We start from the raw sequence: 13,597 nt of genomic DNA on the forward strand, positions 1-13,597 counted from the left end.
GGGTAGGGTGAGGGGGCTCCGGGCGCGACGGCCGAGCCCCCTACTTAACCAACAGAATCCAAACCAAGCGCCAGCTGACGATCAAGCTGCTCGATCTCGGGCTTGGTCAGCACAATCCCCTCGGCAAGCGACTTCACGCGTGCCGTATACCGCCGCTGCGACGGAAGCCGAGCGCCCTGGCCGGCGATGGCTTCGAAGAACAGTTCGGCGCGGGCGAAGGGATCACCCGTGCGGCCGGCGGCGAAGGCCTTCGGCGAGAAGGCAAGCACCAGTTCGCCGTGGCGCGGGGCGAGCGTCGTGGTGCCGAGATAGTCGAGGACTTCAGGGCTGGTCAGGTCGCCGATCATGATGCCGGCGAGCAGTTCGACCATGGTGCTGATCGCCGAGCCCTTGTGGCCGCCGAAGGGCAGCATGGCGCCGGCGAGTGCGGCTTCCGGCTCGATCGTCGGTTCGCCATCGGCGTCGATCGCCCAGCCCTCGGGCAGCTTCTTTCCGGCGCGGCGGTGCAGCTCGATTTCGCCGCGGGCGGCGACCGAGGTGGCGAAGTCGTAGACGTAAGGCGTCTTGTCGGGACGCGGCCAGCCGAAGGCGAGCGGGTTGGTGCCGAGCAGCGGCTTGTTGCCGCCTGCCGGCGCGACCGTCGCATAGCTTGGGCACATGACGATGGCGGCGAGACCTTCGGCGGCGACCGCCTCGACCTCCGGCCAGAGTGCGGAGAAATGCGTGCAGTCGTTGATGACGAGGGCCGCAAGGCCGGATGCGCGGGCGCGCTCGGCAAGCAGCGGCAGGCCGAGTTCGAAAGCAGGATTGGCAAAGCCGCCCCTGGCATTGACCTTGACGATCGCCGACTGCTCCGGTTGCGGCTCGACTTCGGGCACTGCATCCGGCGTCACCTTGCCCGCCTTGATGGTGCGCAGCACGCCTTCGATGCGGTAGATGCCGTGCGATTTGCAGGCATCGCGCTCGCCCGCGGTGATCACCCGGGTGACGGCCGCTGCCTGGATGGCATTCATCCCGGCCTTGCGGAAAATCGCCACGACGCGGGCTTCGAGCTCGGCGAGGGTCAATGTGGAAGTGTCGGTCATCTCTGTATCCTGTCTCTCGGCCGGCCGGATTATTTCGCTGCGGGCGCCAGCTGCTGCGCGACCAGCGCCAGCCAGTAATTGACGCCGTGAATGATCGCGCCATCGTTGAAATCATAGGCCGGGTTGTGCAGGTCGGCGCTGTCGCCATTGCCGAGCCAAATGAAGGCGCCCGGGCGCTTCTCCAGCATGTAGGAGAAATCTTCCGAACCCATGGTCGGCGGATAGTTGTCGTCGACGCGGCCATCGCCGGCGACGCGGCGGGCGGCCGATACGGCAACCTTGGTCTTCTCGGCATCGTTGACGGTCACAGGGTAGCCCGGGCGCCAGTCGATCTCGGCCTCGGCGGCGAAGGCCTTGGCGGTCATGGTGACCACGTCGCGGAAGCGGGCCTCGACGGCCTTGCGGGTCTTCGGCTGCATGGTGCGGATCGTGCCGCCGATCTTGACGGCGGGTGGGATGACGTTCAGCGCCCGCTCGCTGCCACCGTTGACATAGGTGATCGACACGACAACCGGATCGAAGGGATCGGTGAAGCGCGAGGCGATCGACTGCAGCGCGGAAATCATATGCGCCATGACGACGACGGGGTCGTGGCTGAGATGCGGAGAGGCGGCATGGCCACCCTTGCCGTTGATGGTGATGACGAAGCGGTCGCCGCCAGCCATCAGCGGGCCGCTGCGGATCGCGAAGGAACCGACCGCGAGACCCGGCTCATTATGCATGCCATAGACTTCCTCGATGCCGAAGCGCTCGAGCACGCCTTCCTCGATCATCACCCGGCCGCCGCCGCCACCTTCTTCAGCCGGCTGGAAGATCAGGACGGCCTTGCCGGCGAAGTCGCGATTGGCGGCGAGATGCTTGGCGGTCGCAAGCAGCATGGCCGTGTGCCCGTCATGGCCGCAGGCATGCATCATGTTCTCGACCTTGGAGGCATAGGGCAGGTTGGTCTGCTCCGACATCGGCAGGGCGTCCATATCGCAGCGGAGCGCAATCGTCTTTCCCGCACCGCGCGAACCGTTGATGACAGCAACGACGCCGGATGTGGCGAGCCCGGTCACCACTTCATCGCAGCCGAATTCCTTCAGCTTCTCGGTCACGAGTGCGGATGTCTTCGGCAGATCAAAAAGCAGCTCCGGGTGCTGGTGGATGGTGCGGCGCCATCCTTTGGCTTCTTCGGCAAGGGCGGCGAGGGTGGAATCGGGCGTCATGGGAGCCTCCGGAAACGCATTGGCCTTCAACTGGGTAACGGCATAGCCCGCCGCCCAGCCGTTTTCCACAGTGCAGTCGTTCCAGCCCGGACTTTTTCACCGTTTCACCCAATTGGGGGCGGTAGAATCGCGACGAATATCCGATTATACTGCAATCAGTAGACGGGGAATTTGATGTATCGCGAAGAAACAATTCCTGCACTTGTCATAAAGCTTGTGTCGGTTGCCAATAAAGTCACTGATCTTTCCGATGTCGGGAAGCGAGACCTGGTGCAGGATACGGTCCTCAAGGTCGAGAACATCTGTGAATTGCTTGGCGGCGGCCATGACAATCTCCGCGTGATCGCGGATGAGTTGTGGGATGCCGTCTTCGAACTTGGTGCCGGCAAAAGCACCGATGCACAGCTGAGAGCCGCGCTTCTGGGGCTCGCCGCCGCCGCTGCCGATCTCCACAGCAGCGCCAAACCCGTTCCCGCGACGTCCCCCACCCCGCAGCGAACCATCCACTGATCCATCCCCAAACTCTCTCCGCGCGAATTAGCATCATCGAACGCTTGACATCGCTGCGGTTAAGGACGAAGCCGCATTCGGCGCCGATTGCGCCGGCATAGCGGGGCAATGCAGGAAAAATGAAACCGAGTTCAGCGACGGCGGCAGCCGGAAACGTCATCATGACAGGCATCGTCTTCATGCTGATCGGCGATATGCTTTTCGCGCTGAACGACGCGATGGGCAAATGGCTGGTGGCGAGCTTCGCGGTCGGCCAGGTGCTCGTCATTCGCTCCGTCGGCGCCTTCATCGTGCTCGGGCCGATGATTGCCCGCCAGGGGCCGGGCGCGCTGTTCCGGGTCGAGCGGAAGCCGCTCCATCTGATGCGGGTGCTGATGACCACCTGCGATGTCGGCCTCTTTTATGCGGCGGTCGCCTATCTGCCGCTTGCCGATGTCATGACCTTCTATATGGCCGGGCCGATCTACGTCGCGGCGCTGTCGCATTTTTTCCTGGGTGAAAAGATCGGCTGGCGGCGCTGGCTCGCGGTCTTCGTCGGCTTTGTCGGCGTCATCATTGCGCTGCGTCCCTCCTCGGCGATGTTGTCGCTGCCGTCGCTCTTCGGCCTGGCCGGCAGTCTCTCCTTCGCGCTGACGCTCGTCATGAACCGCTATCTGCGCTCTACCAGCGACACGACGCTGGTGACCTGGCAGACACTTGCGGCGCTGGCGACCGGTATCGCCGTGGTGCTCCTGACTGGCGACTGGCGGCAGGCGAGCATGATCGACTGGGGCGGCATGCTGCTTCTCGGCGTCGTTGCCACCTGCGCGCATCTGCTGATTACCCGGGCGCTGAAACTCGCGCCCGCTTCGCTTCTCGCACCGTTGCAATATACGCTGCTGCTCTGGGCGATCGTGCTTGGCTATATCTTCTTCAGCGACGTCCCGGATGCGCAGATCATCGTCGGCGCTGTCATCATCGTGTTTGCGGGCCTCTTCATCTTCCACCGCAAGAACCTGAAAGAGACAGTCCCCGAGGAAGCGGTGCCGGTCGACGGCCACTGAGCTTTTAGTGGCCGCCGGGCGCAGCGCCGTGCTTCAAGTCGATGCGCCGCAGGATGAGCGCCAGCGGCACCATCAGCGCCGAGATCACCATCAGCACATGGAAGACGTCGATATAGGCGAGATAGCTCGCCTGGGTCTGCACCTGCGTGCCGATCCAGCCTGTCGCCTGCGCCTGCGCGTCGAGCAGGCTTGAGCCGCGGTCGGTGAAAAACTGGGTCGCCTGGTTGAAGGCATTGGTATAGCCGGGATCCGACGGGATCACGTGCTCCACGAGCCGGCTCTGATGCCATTGTTCGCGATGCGCCAGCACGTTCGAGGCGATCGACACGCCGATCGAGCCGCCTGTATTGCGGGCCGCATTGATCAGCGCCGAGGCCTGGTCGGTCTGGTCGGGGCGCAGGCCATCATAGGAGGCCGCGGTGATCGGGATGAAGATCAGCGGCAGGCCAAGGCCGAGATAGAGGCGCGACCAGACGAAGAAGCCGAAGTTCAGGTCGGCGTTCAGCCGCGTCATGTCCCACATTGCAAGCGCGATGATGCCCATGCCGATGGCGATCAGGTATTTCGGCTGGAACATGCCGGTCAGGCGGCCGGCCGCAAACATCATCGCCATCGTCACCAGCCCGCCGGGCGACAATGCCAGACCGGCCCAGGTCGCCGTGTAGCCGTAGTTGGTCTGCAGCACCTGCGGCACGAACTGCGTGGTGGCGATCAGGATCGCGCCCGTCGCCAGCATGACGATGACGCAGGCGCCGAACTGGCGGCTTGCCAGCAGACGGACGTCGATCACCGGGTTCGATTTCGTCAGCAGCCAGGGAATGGCGAGCAGAAGCGCGAGCGCCGAAATCGCCGATGTGACGATGATGAAATTGGAGCCGAACCAGTCCTCCGTCTGGCCACGGTCGAGAACCAGTTCCAGCGCGCCGAGGAAGGTGGCGACGAGCAGGAAGCCGGCGATGTCGAAACGCGTCCCCTTCCTGCGCATCTCGGCGCGTTCCTTCCTCAGCGATTCAGGCTCCTTCACCAGCATGTAGACGAGGATGAAGGCGAAGACGCCGACTGGGCCATTGATCAGGAAACACCAGTGCCAGGAGAAATTGTCGGAGAGATAGCCGCCAAGCGTCGGGCCAATGACAGGCGCGACGACGACGGCGACACCGAACATCGCGAAGGCCTGGCCGCGTTTGGCGGGCGGGAAGGAGTCGGCAAGGATCGATTGCGAGATCGGCACCATGCCGCCGCCGGCAAAGCCCTGGATCATCCGGAAGACCAAGAGGGACTGGAGGTTCCAGGCGAGGCCGCAGCAGATCGAGGCGACCGTGAATGTCGCGAGGCAGAGCAGATAGAAGCGCCGCCGCCCGTAGCGCTTGGCGATGAAACTCGAGGCAACCAGAATGATCGCGTTCGAGACGAGATAGGTGGTGACGACCCAGGAGGCCTCGTCGGCGCTGACGGCAAGTCCGCCGGAAATGTAGCGCAGTGCCACATTGGCGATCGTCGTGTCGAGCACTTCCATGAAGGTCGCGAGCGACACGACCATGGCGATCAGCCATGGGTTCGAGGTGCCGGACGCAGCTTTTGGTGCGCCTCCGGCCGTGGTTGCTGCACCGCTCATGTCAGTTCCTCGGCCGCACCGTCACCGTCGGGATCACCGACATGCCGGGACCGATGGCGATATCCTTCGGCCAGTTGCCGACCACGATCTTGACCGGAACACGCTGGGTGACCTTCACGTAGTTGCCCGTCGCATTCTCGGCCGGAAGCAGCGAGAAGGCGGTACCGGAGCCGGGCTGCACGGAATCGATCTTTCCCTTCAGCACATGGTCAGGATAGGCATCGATCGTCAGATCGACCGGCTGGCCGGGGCGCATGTCGGTCAGCTGGGTTTCCTTGAAATTGGCGGTCACCCAGATTTCGTCCGGCACGAACATCGATATCGCCTGACCGGCCTGAACATATTGACCCTTTGAGCCGCTGAGCTTGACGACGCGGCCCGGCTGGGCGGCGGTGATGGTCGTATAGTCGAGGTTCTGCTGCGCGGCTTCCGCCTGTGCCTCGGCCTGATGCAGGCTGGCGATAGCGCTTGCCTTCTGCGCCTCGGCGGCTGCCTGGTTCTTGACGGCCGAGGTCACGCTTGCCTGCGACTGGGCATAGCTCGCCTGCCCCTGGCGGAGCGTCGATGCGGCCTGCTGTGCCGCCTGTTCGGAGCCCGCGCCGCTCTTCACCAGCTGTTGCTGGCGGTCGTTCTCGTCCTTGGCATATTGGAGGGCCGCAGCCGCCGATGTCTGCTGCGCCTTCGCCTCGTCGATCGCCGCACCCGCAGCCGCAATCTGCGCATCGGCGCTCGCGACCGCCGCCTTGGCAACGCCGATCTGCCCGTTGGCCTGATCCAGCGCGATCTGATAGTCGCGCGGATCGATCTTGGCGATCACTGCACCAGCATCGACATGCTGGTTGTCGGAGACCGGAACATCCGCCACATAACCGGAAATCTTGGCCGCAACCGAGAAGCTGCGCGCGTCGATAAAGGCGTCGTCGGTGCTTTCATAGGGATGGAAATAGATGAGCCAGACGAAATAGCCGATCACGGCAACGGCAATGATCGCGACGACGATCAGCAGCGTTGCCAGTGGATGGCGGCGGATGATCGACGGCTTCTTCTCCTCCGTCTCGTCCGGCTGTTCTGCTTCGGGACTTGCCGTCTGCGGGCTCGCGCCCTTCCCCGTCTCCACGCGTTCGTCTTCATCCAGTTGCGGTGTCTTGCGCTTGGTCTGGGTCACGGCGGCTCTCGTTCATGAGGGAGGAACAGCCGGGAAAACGCGTCAGATCTGCTTTCTGTTCCTCGCCAAAACGCCGCGGCCTTTGAGCTGGCTATTGCGTGTCGATGCGCAATCCCTGCTCGTCGAAAAGGTGCCAATGGCCGGCCCGTGGTGCGATCTTCAGTGTATCGCCGCGCTCGACCCGGCTCTGCCCCTGCTGGTGCACGAGGATCGGCTCTCCGTTCTGCAAGGTGCAATGCAGATAGCTGTTGGCGCCATGCTGTTCTGCGACGGTGAGGTTCGTCGGCCAGCCGGTGTCGCCGACGATGATGTCCTCCGGCCGGATGCCGAGCGTCGCCTTGGCGCCGACGGGAAGGTCGATGCCGAGCGGCAGCGTCAGCGGAGGAAGGCCGTTGCCTTCGAAGGTGACGGAGCCGCCGCCTGACGCCGTGATCTTCCCGTCGATCAGGGTTCATGCGCGGCGAGCCGATGAAGCCGGCGACGAAGGTGTTGCGCGGCTTGTTGTAAAGCTCAAGCGGCGCGCCAACCTGCTCGACCACGCCCTTGCGCAGAACGACGATCTTGTCGGCCATGGTCATGGCTTCGATCTGGTCGTGCGTCACATAGATCATCGTGTTGCCGAGGCGCTCGTGCAGCTTGGTAATCTCGACGCGCATCAGCACGCGCAGCTCGGCGTCAAGGTTCGACAGTGGCTCGTCGAAAAGGAAGATTTTGGGATCACGGGTGATCGCCCGGCCGATCGCGACGCGCTGGCGCTGGCCGCCGGAAAGCTGGCGCGGCCGACGCTCCAGCAACGTATCGATCTGCAGCAGTCGCCCCGCTGCCTCGACACGCTTGTTGATCTCTTCCTTCGGCATGTGGATGTTTTCGAGGCCGAAGCTGAGGTTCTGGCGCACCGTCATGTGCGGATAGAGGGCATAAGACTGAAACACCATCGCGACACCGCGGTCAGCCGCCGGTGTGTCGATGACGCTGCCGCCGTCGATGCGGATATCGCCCCCCGTCGTCTCTTCAAGGCCGGCGATCATCCGCAGCAAGGTCGACTTGCCGCAGCCCGACGGTCCGACGAAGACGACGAATTCGCCGTCCTTGATGTCGAGGTTGATGCTCGGGATCACCTCCAGCGCACCGAAGGATTTCCTGACATTTTCGAGAACGAGATTGGCCATGGATGAAACTCACTTGATGCCTGTGGAAGCGATGCCCGTGGTGATGTAGCGCTGCAGGAAGATGAAGGCGCAGGCGAGCGGCAGCGCCGTCAGCGTCGTCATGGCGAGCAGCATGTCGTAGCGCACCTCGAATTCGCTCTGGAAGGAATTGAGAGCCAGCTGCAGCGTGTAGACCTCGCGCTTGTTGAGGACGACGAGCGGCAGCAGGAAGTCGTTCCAGCGCGACAGGATCGAGAAGATCGCGACAACGGCAAGCGCCGGCGACGACAGCGGCAGCACGATGCGCCAGAAGATCCGCCATTCGCTGGCGTGGTCCATACGGGCAGCCTCGATCAGCTCGTCGGGAATCGTCAGCATATACTGGCGCAGCAGGAAGACCCCGGTCGGTGTCGCCACGGTCGGCAGGATCACGCCCCAGAGATTGCCGACGAGACCGAGCTCGGAGACGATTAGATAGGTCGGAACGAGCACGACAGTCGCCGGGATCATCAGCGTCGAGAGGATCGAGACGAGCGCAACGTTGCTGCCGGCGAAACGGTATTTCGACAGGGCGAAGGCCGCCATCGAGTTCATGATCAGCGTGATGATCGTCGCCACGACGGTGATGAACAGGCTGTTATAGACATAGAGGCCGATCGCCTGGCCGGAGCTCGCGACAAGGTTCGTATAATTCTCGGTTGCGAGGCGCACCTTTCGGACAGGCACAGCATCCGTCACCGCGATCGTGACCCGGCCGGCGGCCGGATTGTCGGGGTCGATCATCTGGGCGTTCTTGCCGACACGGCGGATCTGCGCCAGACGATCCTTGCTGCCGTCCTTCATCGTCACGTCGAAGAGCGGCAGCGGCTGGTCGAAGCCTTCGACCGTGACCGTCTCGCTCGCATAAGGCAGAATGCTCGGCGGAAACTCCTGCAGGCTCGATTGCGTCTTGAATGACGACAACACCATCCAGGCAACCGGCGTGAACATGACCAGCAGGCCAAGTACGAGGAAGCCGTAGGTCAGCCAGTCGCTGAAATCGAGCCGCTTGCGGCCGCGGCGTGCGAAAAGCAGGCTGCGGGCCGATGTTTCGGACTTGGACAGGGCAGCATCAGCCATTCTGCGAACCTCTCGACAAGCGGAGCTGGATGCCCGTGAAGATCAGGAGCACGACACCGAGCAGCAGGGATGCCGCGGCGGCCAGTCCGAAATTGCGCGGCTGCACCGCAAAACCGACCTCGTAGATATATTGAACGATCAGCATGGTCGCCGATCCCGGGCCGCCGCCGGTCAGCACATAGAGCTCGTCGAAGGTCTGCACCGAGCGGATGACGCAGAGCACGAAGACGACGAGGAGAACGGGTTTCAGAAGCGGAAGGGTGATGCGGGTAAAGACGCGCCAGTTGGTGGCAGAGTCCATCTTCGCCGCCTCGTAGACGTCACGCGGGATCGACTGCAACCCGGCAAGCAGGATGATCGTATAGAAGCCCATATGCGCCCAGACGGTAACGAAGACCGACCAGAAGAAGGCTGTGTTCGGAAAGACCAGCCAGTTGACCGGCGAAAGCCCGGCCCAGATCAGGATGCCGTTCAGCGCGCCATTGCGCTGCAGGATCCATTGCCAGGTCAGCGCCACCACGACGGGTGACAGCATTACGGGAAAGAAGAAGACGGCACGGAAGAACCCGCGCCCGCGGATTTCCCGGTTGAGGCAGACGGCGGCGAGCAGCGCCACCCCGATCATGCAGATGACCTGGATCGGCACGAAGACCAGGCTGTTGCCGACCGCTCGCCAGAAGAGATCGGTCGTGCAGCTCGATGCATCGAGATAATTGCCGCAATCGAACAGCGTCTCGTAGTTGAAGCCGCCGATATAGGGGCGTTCGCTTGGGTAGAGCCGGTCGCTGCCGGTGACGGAATAATAGACGTTGATGGCGACGGGCAGCAGCGAGAAGAGGGTCACTGCCAGAAGGTTCGGGATGAGGAAGACCCATGGCATTCGCTTGATACCGAGGAGCTTCTGCAGCCCGGTCATCACGGGCTCCACAATCCGTGCCGGCAGCATTGCGATGCCGCCGGCGGTGTTTGCGAATTGGGCCTTTATGCCCATGCTCGTCTCCTTCGGGTCTGGGCTTATTGACCGGCGGCCTTGATGGCGGTCTCGACATCCTGCTTGACGCGGGCAAGAGCCGTGTCGACGTCAAGTTCGCCGTTCAGCACCTGGCTGATGCGTGTCGTCATCGCGTTCATCATGGCGCGCTGATAGCGCCAGCCCTGGAAGCGGTAGGCGGCAGGCGCCATCTTCGGGATCTGGCCGATATAGGTCGCAAGCGATTCCTGCGTGCGCTTCGACGCACCCGGATATTGCACGCCGCCCTCGATCAGCGACTTCGCCGCCGGGATCTCGACCGCTGCCGAGACGATCTCGGCATTGTTCTTCGACTGCGCCAGATAGTCGATGAACTTGCCGACGGCTTCGGGGTTCTTGGTATGCTTGAAGCCGACAAGCGCGCCGCCGCCGGGCATCACGGTGCAGGACGACGGGCCGCAGGGGGCCGGTGCCACTTCCCAATCGAAGAGGTCGCCCACTTCCCGGTCCATCTGGCTGAGCGTCCAGGAGCCGCCGAAGTAGAGCACGGTCTTGGCGTTCAGGAAGTCGGAGAACAACTCGCGGTGCGTCGCCCCGCCCACGGCACCCCACAGGTCCATCGGCATCGTGCCGTCCTTGTGCCAGGCAACGAATTGCTCGACGGCATCCTTCAGGCCCTTGTCGATGACCGGTTGTCCCTTGTCGTCGACGAGTTCGGCGCCGTAGCTGATTGCCAGGCTGGCGAAGCGATGGCCGGAGCGGTCCATTTCCATCGCGAATTCGGTATTGGTGGCCTTTGCGACCTTGCGGGTGGCATCCGCCCACTCGGCCCAGGTCGCTCCCTCCTTCGGCACTGGCACGCCGGCCTGTTCGAAGAGCGTCAGGTTCACATAGGCGCCGTTCACCGTCAGCGTCGTCGGCATGCCGTTGATCGCCTTGCCGTTCGGATCGAGACCGCGCAGCCATTGAAGCGTCTGGTGATATTCCTTGTCGAAATTCGCCGCATCGACATAGGGCGTGAGATCGAGATAGTAGCGGCTGAGGCCGCCGAGATCGGTGATGATTGCCGCATCCGGTCCCTGGCCGGATTCCAGCTGCACCGGCAGGCTCTCGACCAGCGACTGGTAGGGCACGACCTCCAGCTTCACCTTGATGCCTGAATTTTCCTGCTCGAAGCGTTTGACGACCGGTTCCATCGTCGGGCAGCCGAAGCCGAGGTCGTCGCAGAAGACTGTGATTTCCTGCGCCCGGGCAATACCCGTCAGCGCCGTGGCTGCAAGCAGCGCAGACGCTGCCCACAGGCCAATGCGGGTGAGTTTCATATTCAAGCTCCTCCAGCGATCGCGGCTAAGGGCCTCCCGCCCAGTTAGGCGATCTGTGTAAAACATGTCTGGTCTTACCAGATTGTCAACCGCCTTTCGGAAAGAAATTTCTAAAAGCCTGATGCACGTCAGTATGCGCCGCATTTGTCGCATATGGCGCGCAAAAACATTCTTGACAGCTGTGGGGTTTGAGTATCTGGTTTGACCAGATTGAGGAAAAGAGAGGCCGCGCTCCCACGGTCTTTGCAGGAGGAATATACCAAAATGTTGAGATTTGCCGTCGTCGGGATCGACCATGGGCATACGTTCGATCACGTGAAGGGATTGCTTGCGGCGGGTGGGGAGTTTGTCGGCTATTGCCCGAAAACTTCGGTCCCGGCGCTGCTCGATAATTTCAAGAAAACCTATCCGGATACGCCGCAGATCGATCGCGAGGCGCTGTTTGCCGATCCGTCGATCAATGTCATCTGCATCGCCGCGATCCCGCGCGATCGCGCCGGTCTGGCGATCCGCGCCATGAAGGCCGGCAAGGACGTGATGACCGACAAGCCTGGCGTCACCACTTTCGCGCAGCTGGAAGAGGTGAAGAAGACCGTTGCCGAGACCGGCCGCATCTTCTCGATCTGCTTCTCGGAGCGCCATTGCGTGCGCTCCGCCGTCAAGGCGGGGAAGCTCGTCAAGGAAGGCGCGATCGGAAAGGTCATTCAGACGATCGGGATGGGGCCGCATAAGCTGCAGCTGCCGACCCGGCCGGACTGGTTCTTCGACCCGGAAGCTTTCGGCGGCATCATCGTCGATATTGCATCGCACCAGGTCGACCAGTTCCTGTTCTATACCGGCTCGACCACGGGCGAAGTCGTCGCCAGCTCGATCGGCAATTTCGGCATGCCGGAAAAGCCGAAATTCGAGGATTTCGGCGAGGTGCTGCTGCGCTCGGATCGCGGTTCCGGTTATGTCCGCGTCGACTGGTTCACCCCCGAAGGTCTCGGCACTTGGGGTGACGGGCGCCTGACCATTCTCGGCACCGAAGGCTATATCGAGCTGCGCAAGTACATCGATATTTCCGGTCGCCCCGGCAAGGACCATCTGTTCCTCGTCAACGGCACGGAAAACAGGCACATCGATTGCAGCGACGAGAAGCTCGATTACTTCGACGCCTTCACCGCCGACGTTCGCGACCGCTCCGAAACGGCGATGACCCAGGCGCATGTCTATGAGGTCTGCCGCCTTTCGCTGGAAGCGCAGACCAAGGCCGTCCGGCTCGGCGGACGCTAGGAGGAGATATCATGACCAAGAAATTGCGCGTTGGCGTCATCGGCGCCGGTATCGCCGCCCGCCACATGATCGGCTACGACTGGAACAAGGATCTCTTCGAGGTTCCCGTTCTCTGCTCTCTCGATGAAGATCGCGGACGCGAACTGTGCGCCAAGCACGGCATCCCCGAATACACGCAGAATGCCGACGAGCTTCTTGCCCGCGATGACCTCGATGTCATCGACGTCTCGACCCCGCCGGATTCGCATTTCGAGCTCTGCAAGAAGGGTATCGAGTCAGGCAAGCATGTCATCTGCGAGAAGCCGCTTTTCGGCTCGATCGCCGATGTCGACGAGATGAGCCGCATCGTCGCCCGCTCCAATGGCAGGAAGCTGATGCCGATCTTCCAATATCGCTATGGATCCGGCCTGCAGAAGCTGAAGCGGCTGATCGAACTCGGCCTGACCGGCCGCCCGTTCATGACGACGATCGAGACCCATTGGTGGCGCGGTCCTGCCTATTACGAGGTTCCGTGGCGCGGCAAGTGGAAGAGCGAGCTCGGCGGCGGCCTTCTCGGACACGCGATCCATGCTCACGACATGCTGAACTACGTGCACGGCGCCTGCGCCGAGGTCTTCGCCTATGGCGCAACGCTGGTGAACAAGATCGAGGTCGAGGACACGATGGCGCTTGCCGTCAAGATGCAGAACGGCTCGCTGGCAACGCTGTCGATGACGCTCGGCTCCCGCAAGGAGATCTCGCGCCTGCGTTTCTGCTTCCACGATCTCGTTGCCGAAAGCATCCTCGAACCCTACACGATGGGTCGCGATCCCTGGACCTTCATCGCCGGGACCGAAGAACACCAGAAGCGGATCGATGACGCGCTTGCCGGCTATGAGCCGACGGAAGACGGCTACACCCGCCAGTTCGAGCTCTTCCATCAGGCAATCATCGACGGCAAGGAGCCGCCGGTGACGCTGCAGGATGCGCGCAATTCGCTGGAACTTGTTACCGCTGCCTATTATTCGCAGCGCACCGGCAAACCGACGCCGATGCCGATCACGGCGGAGCACCCGCTCTACCGCTCGTGGCTGCCCGAAGAAGAGCGCCGCATGGCCGCCAGCGCCTGAGGCTGGTTATCGAAACGGCGCCACCCGG

Annotated in this window: 11 protein-coding genes and 1 pseudogene; 4 read left to right on the forward strand and 8 right to left on the reverse strand. The window is 62.7% G+C overall.

Going from position 1 to position 13,597, the window contains the following annotated elements; genetic code table 11:
- Positions 1–44 precede the first annotated feature (44 nt).
- Positions 45–1,085 carry an Ldh family oxidoreductase gene (locus ABIE40_RS21905; RefSeq protein ID WP_199625737.1) on the reverse strand — a complete coding sequence of 347 codons (1,041 nt, stop codon included), beginning with the start codon at positions 1,083–1,085 and terminating at the stop codon, positions 45–47.
- Positions 1,086–1,114: 29 nt separating this feature from the next.
- Positions 1,115–2,293: a M20 aminoacylase family protein gene (locus ABIE40_RS21910; RefSeq protein ID WP_199625738.1), complete on the reverse strand. Its 1,179-nt coding sequence runs from the start codon at positions 2,291–2,293 to the stop codon at positions 1,115–1,117.
- A gap of 174 nt (positions 2,294–2,467) precedes the next feature.
- Here ABIE40_RS21910 and ABIE40_RS21915 point away from each other — a divergent pair, with 174 nt between their 5' ends.
- The gene (locus ABIE40_RS21915; RefSeq protein WP_130280617.1) at positions 2,468–2,803 is read left to right on the forward strand and encodes a hypothetical protein; all 336 of its coding nucleotides are present in this window, start codon (positions 2,468–2,470) and stop codon (positions 2,801–2,803) included.
- A 119-nt stretch (positions 2,804–2,922) separates the two neighbouring features.
- On the forward strand, positions 2,923–3,846 hold the full coding sequence (locus ABIE40_RS21920; protein ID WP_199625739.1) for a DMT family transporter: 924 nt from the start codon (positions 2,923–2,925) through the stop codon (positions 3,844–3,846).
- A 4-nt stretch (positions 3,847–3,850) separates the two neighbouring features.
- Here ABIE40_RS21920 and ABIE40_RS21925 read toward each other — a convergent pair whose 3' ends face one another.
- The 6 genes and pseudogenes from ABIE40_RS21925 to ABIE40_RS21950 all read right to left on the reverse strand — a co-directional run bounded on the left by ABIE40_RS21925 (position 3,851) and on the right by ABIE40_RS21950 (position 11,185).
- Positions 3,851–5,461, reverse strand: coding sequence for a DHA2 family efflux MFS transporter permease subunit (locus tag ABIE40_RS21925; protein WP_199625740.1), 1,611 nt, complete (start codon positions 5,459–5,461; stop codon positions 3,851–3,853).
- A 1-nt stretch (position 5,462) separates the two neighbouring features.
- Positions 5,463–6,626, reverse strand: coding sequence for an HlyD family secretion protein (locus ABIE40_RS21930; RefSeq protein ID WP_199625741.1), 1,164 nt, complete (start codon positions 6,624–6,626; stop codon positions 5,463–5,465).
- A gap of 91 nt (positions 6,627–6,717) precedes the next feature.
- Positions 6,718–7,795, reverse strand: a pseudogene (locus ABIE40_RS21935) (ABC transporter ATP-binding protein).
- A 9-nt stretch (positions 7,796–7,804) separates the two neighbouring features.
- Positions 7,805–8,893, reverse strand: a complete 1,089-nt coding sequence (locus tag ABIE40_RS21940) for a carbohydrate ABC transporter permease (protein WP_199625743.1) — start codon at positions 8,891–8,893, stop codon at positions 7,805–7,807.
- Positions 8,886–9,884 carry a carbohydrate ABC transporter permease gene (locus ABIE40_RS21945; RefSeq protein ID WP_502944814.1) on the reverse strand — a complete coding sequence of 333 codons (999 nt, stop codon included), beginning with the start codon at positions 9,882–9,884 and terminating at the stop codon, positions 8,886–8,888. The genes ABIE40_RS21940 and ABIE40_RS21945 overlap by 8 nt, the downstream gene beginning before the upstream one ends.
- Before the next feature lie 23 nt (positions 9,885–9,907).
- Complete coding sequence (locus ABIE40_RS21950; protein WP_199625744.1) at positions 9,908–11,185, reverse strand: ABC transporter substrate-binding protein; 1,278 nt, start codon at positions 11,183–11,185, stop codon at positions 9,908–9,910.
- 264 nt (positions 11,186–11,449) lie between these two features.
- Here ABIE40_RS21950 and ABIE40_RS21955 point away from each other — a divergent pair, with 264 nt between their 5' ends.
- A complete protein-coding gene (locus ABIE40_RS21955; RefSeq protein ID WP_199625745.1) occupies positions 11,450–12,460 on the forward strand; it encodes a Gfo/Idh/MocA family protein in 1,011 nt (336 codons plus the stop codon).
- 11 nt (positions 12,461–12,471) lie between these two features.
- Positions 12,472–13,569, forward strand: coding sequence for a Gfo/Idh/MocA family protein (locus ABIE40_RS21960; protein ID WP_199625746.1), 1,098 nt, complete (start codon positions 12,472–12,474; stop codon positions 13,567–13,569).
- The last annotated feature ends 28 nt before the right edge of the window (positions 13,570–13,597 follow it).

The sequence above is a fragment of the Rhizobium sp. OAE497 genome, assembly GCF_040546565.1.
Taxonomy (GTDB): domain Bacteria; phylum Pseudomonadota; class Alphaproteobacteria; order Rhizobiales; family Rhizobiaceae; genus Rhizobium.

Bases quoted from the DNA above. Each gene is read 5' to 3' on its own strand.
- ABIE40_RS21940 (WP_199625743.1), bottom strand. From the start codon at position 8,893: ATGGCTGATGCTGCCCTGTCCAAGTCCGAAACATCGGCCCGCAGCCTG.
- ABIE40_RS21915 (WP_130280617.1), top strand. From the start codon at position 2,468: ATGTATCGCGAAGAAACAATTCCTGCACTTGTCATAAAGCTTGTGTCG.
- ABIE40_RS21960 (WP_199625746.1), top strand. From the start codon at position 12,472: ATGACCAAGAAATTGCGCGTTGGCGTCATCGGCGCCGGTATCGCCGCC.
- ABIE40_RS21945 (WP_502944814.1), bottom strand. From the start codon at position 9,884: ATGGGCATAAAGGCCCAATTCGCAAACACCGCCGGCGGCATCGCAATG.
- ABIE40_RS21950 (WP_199625744.1), bottom strand. From the start codon at position 11,185: ATGAAACTCACCCGCATTGGCCTGTGGGCAGCGTCTGCGCTGCTTGCA.
- ABIE40_RS21955 (WP_199625745.1), top strand. From the start codon at position 11,450: ATGTTGAGATTTGCCGTCGTCGGGATCGACCATGGGCATACGTTCGAT.
- ABIE40_RS21910 (WP_199625738.1), bottom strand. From the start codon at position 2,293: ATGACGCCCGATTCCACCCTCGCCGCCCTTGCCGAAGAAGCCAAAGGA.
- ABIE40_RS21920 (WP_199625739.1), top strand. From the start codon at position 2,923: ATGAAACCGAGTTCAGCGACGGCGGCAGCCGGAAACGTCATCATGACA.
- ABIE40_RS21905 (WP_199625737.1), bottom strand. From the start codon at position 1,085: ATGACCGACACTTCCACATTGACCCTCGCCGAGCTCGAAGCCCGCGTC.
- ABIE40_RS21925 (WP_199625740.1), bottom strand. From the start codon at position 5,461: ATGAGCGGTGCAGCAACCACGGCCGGAGGCGCACCAAAAGCTGCGTCC.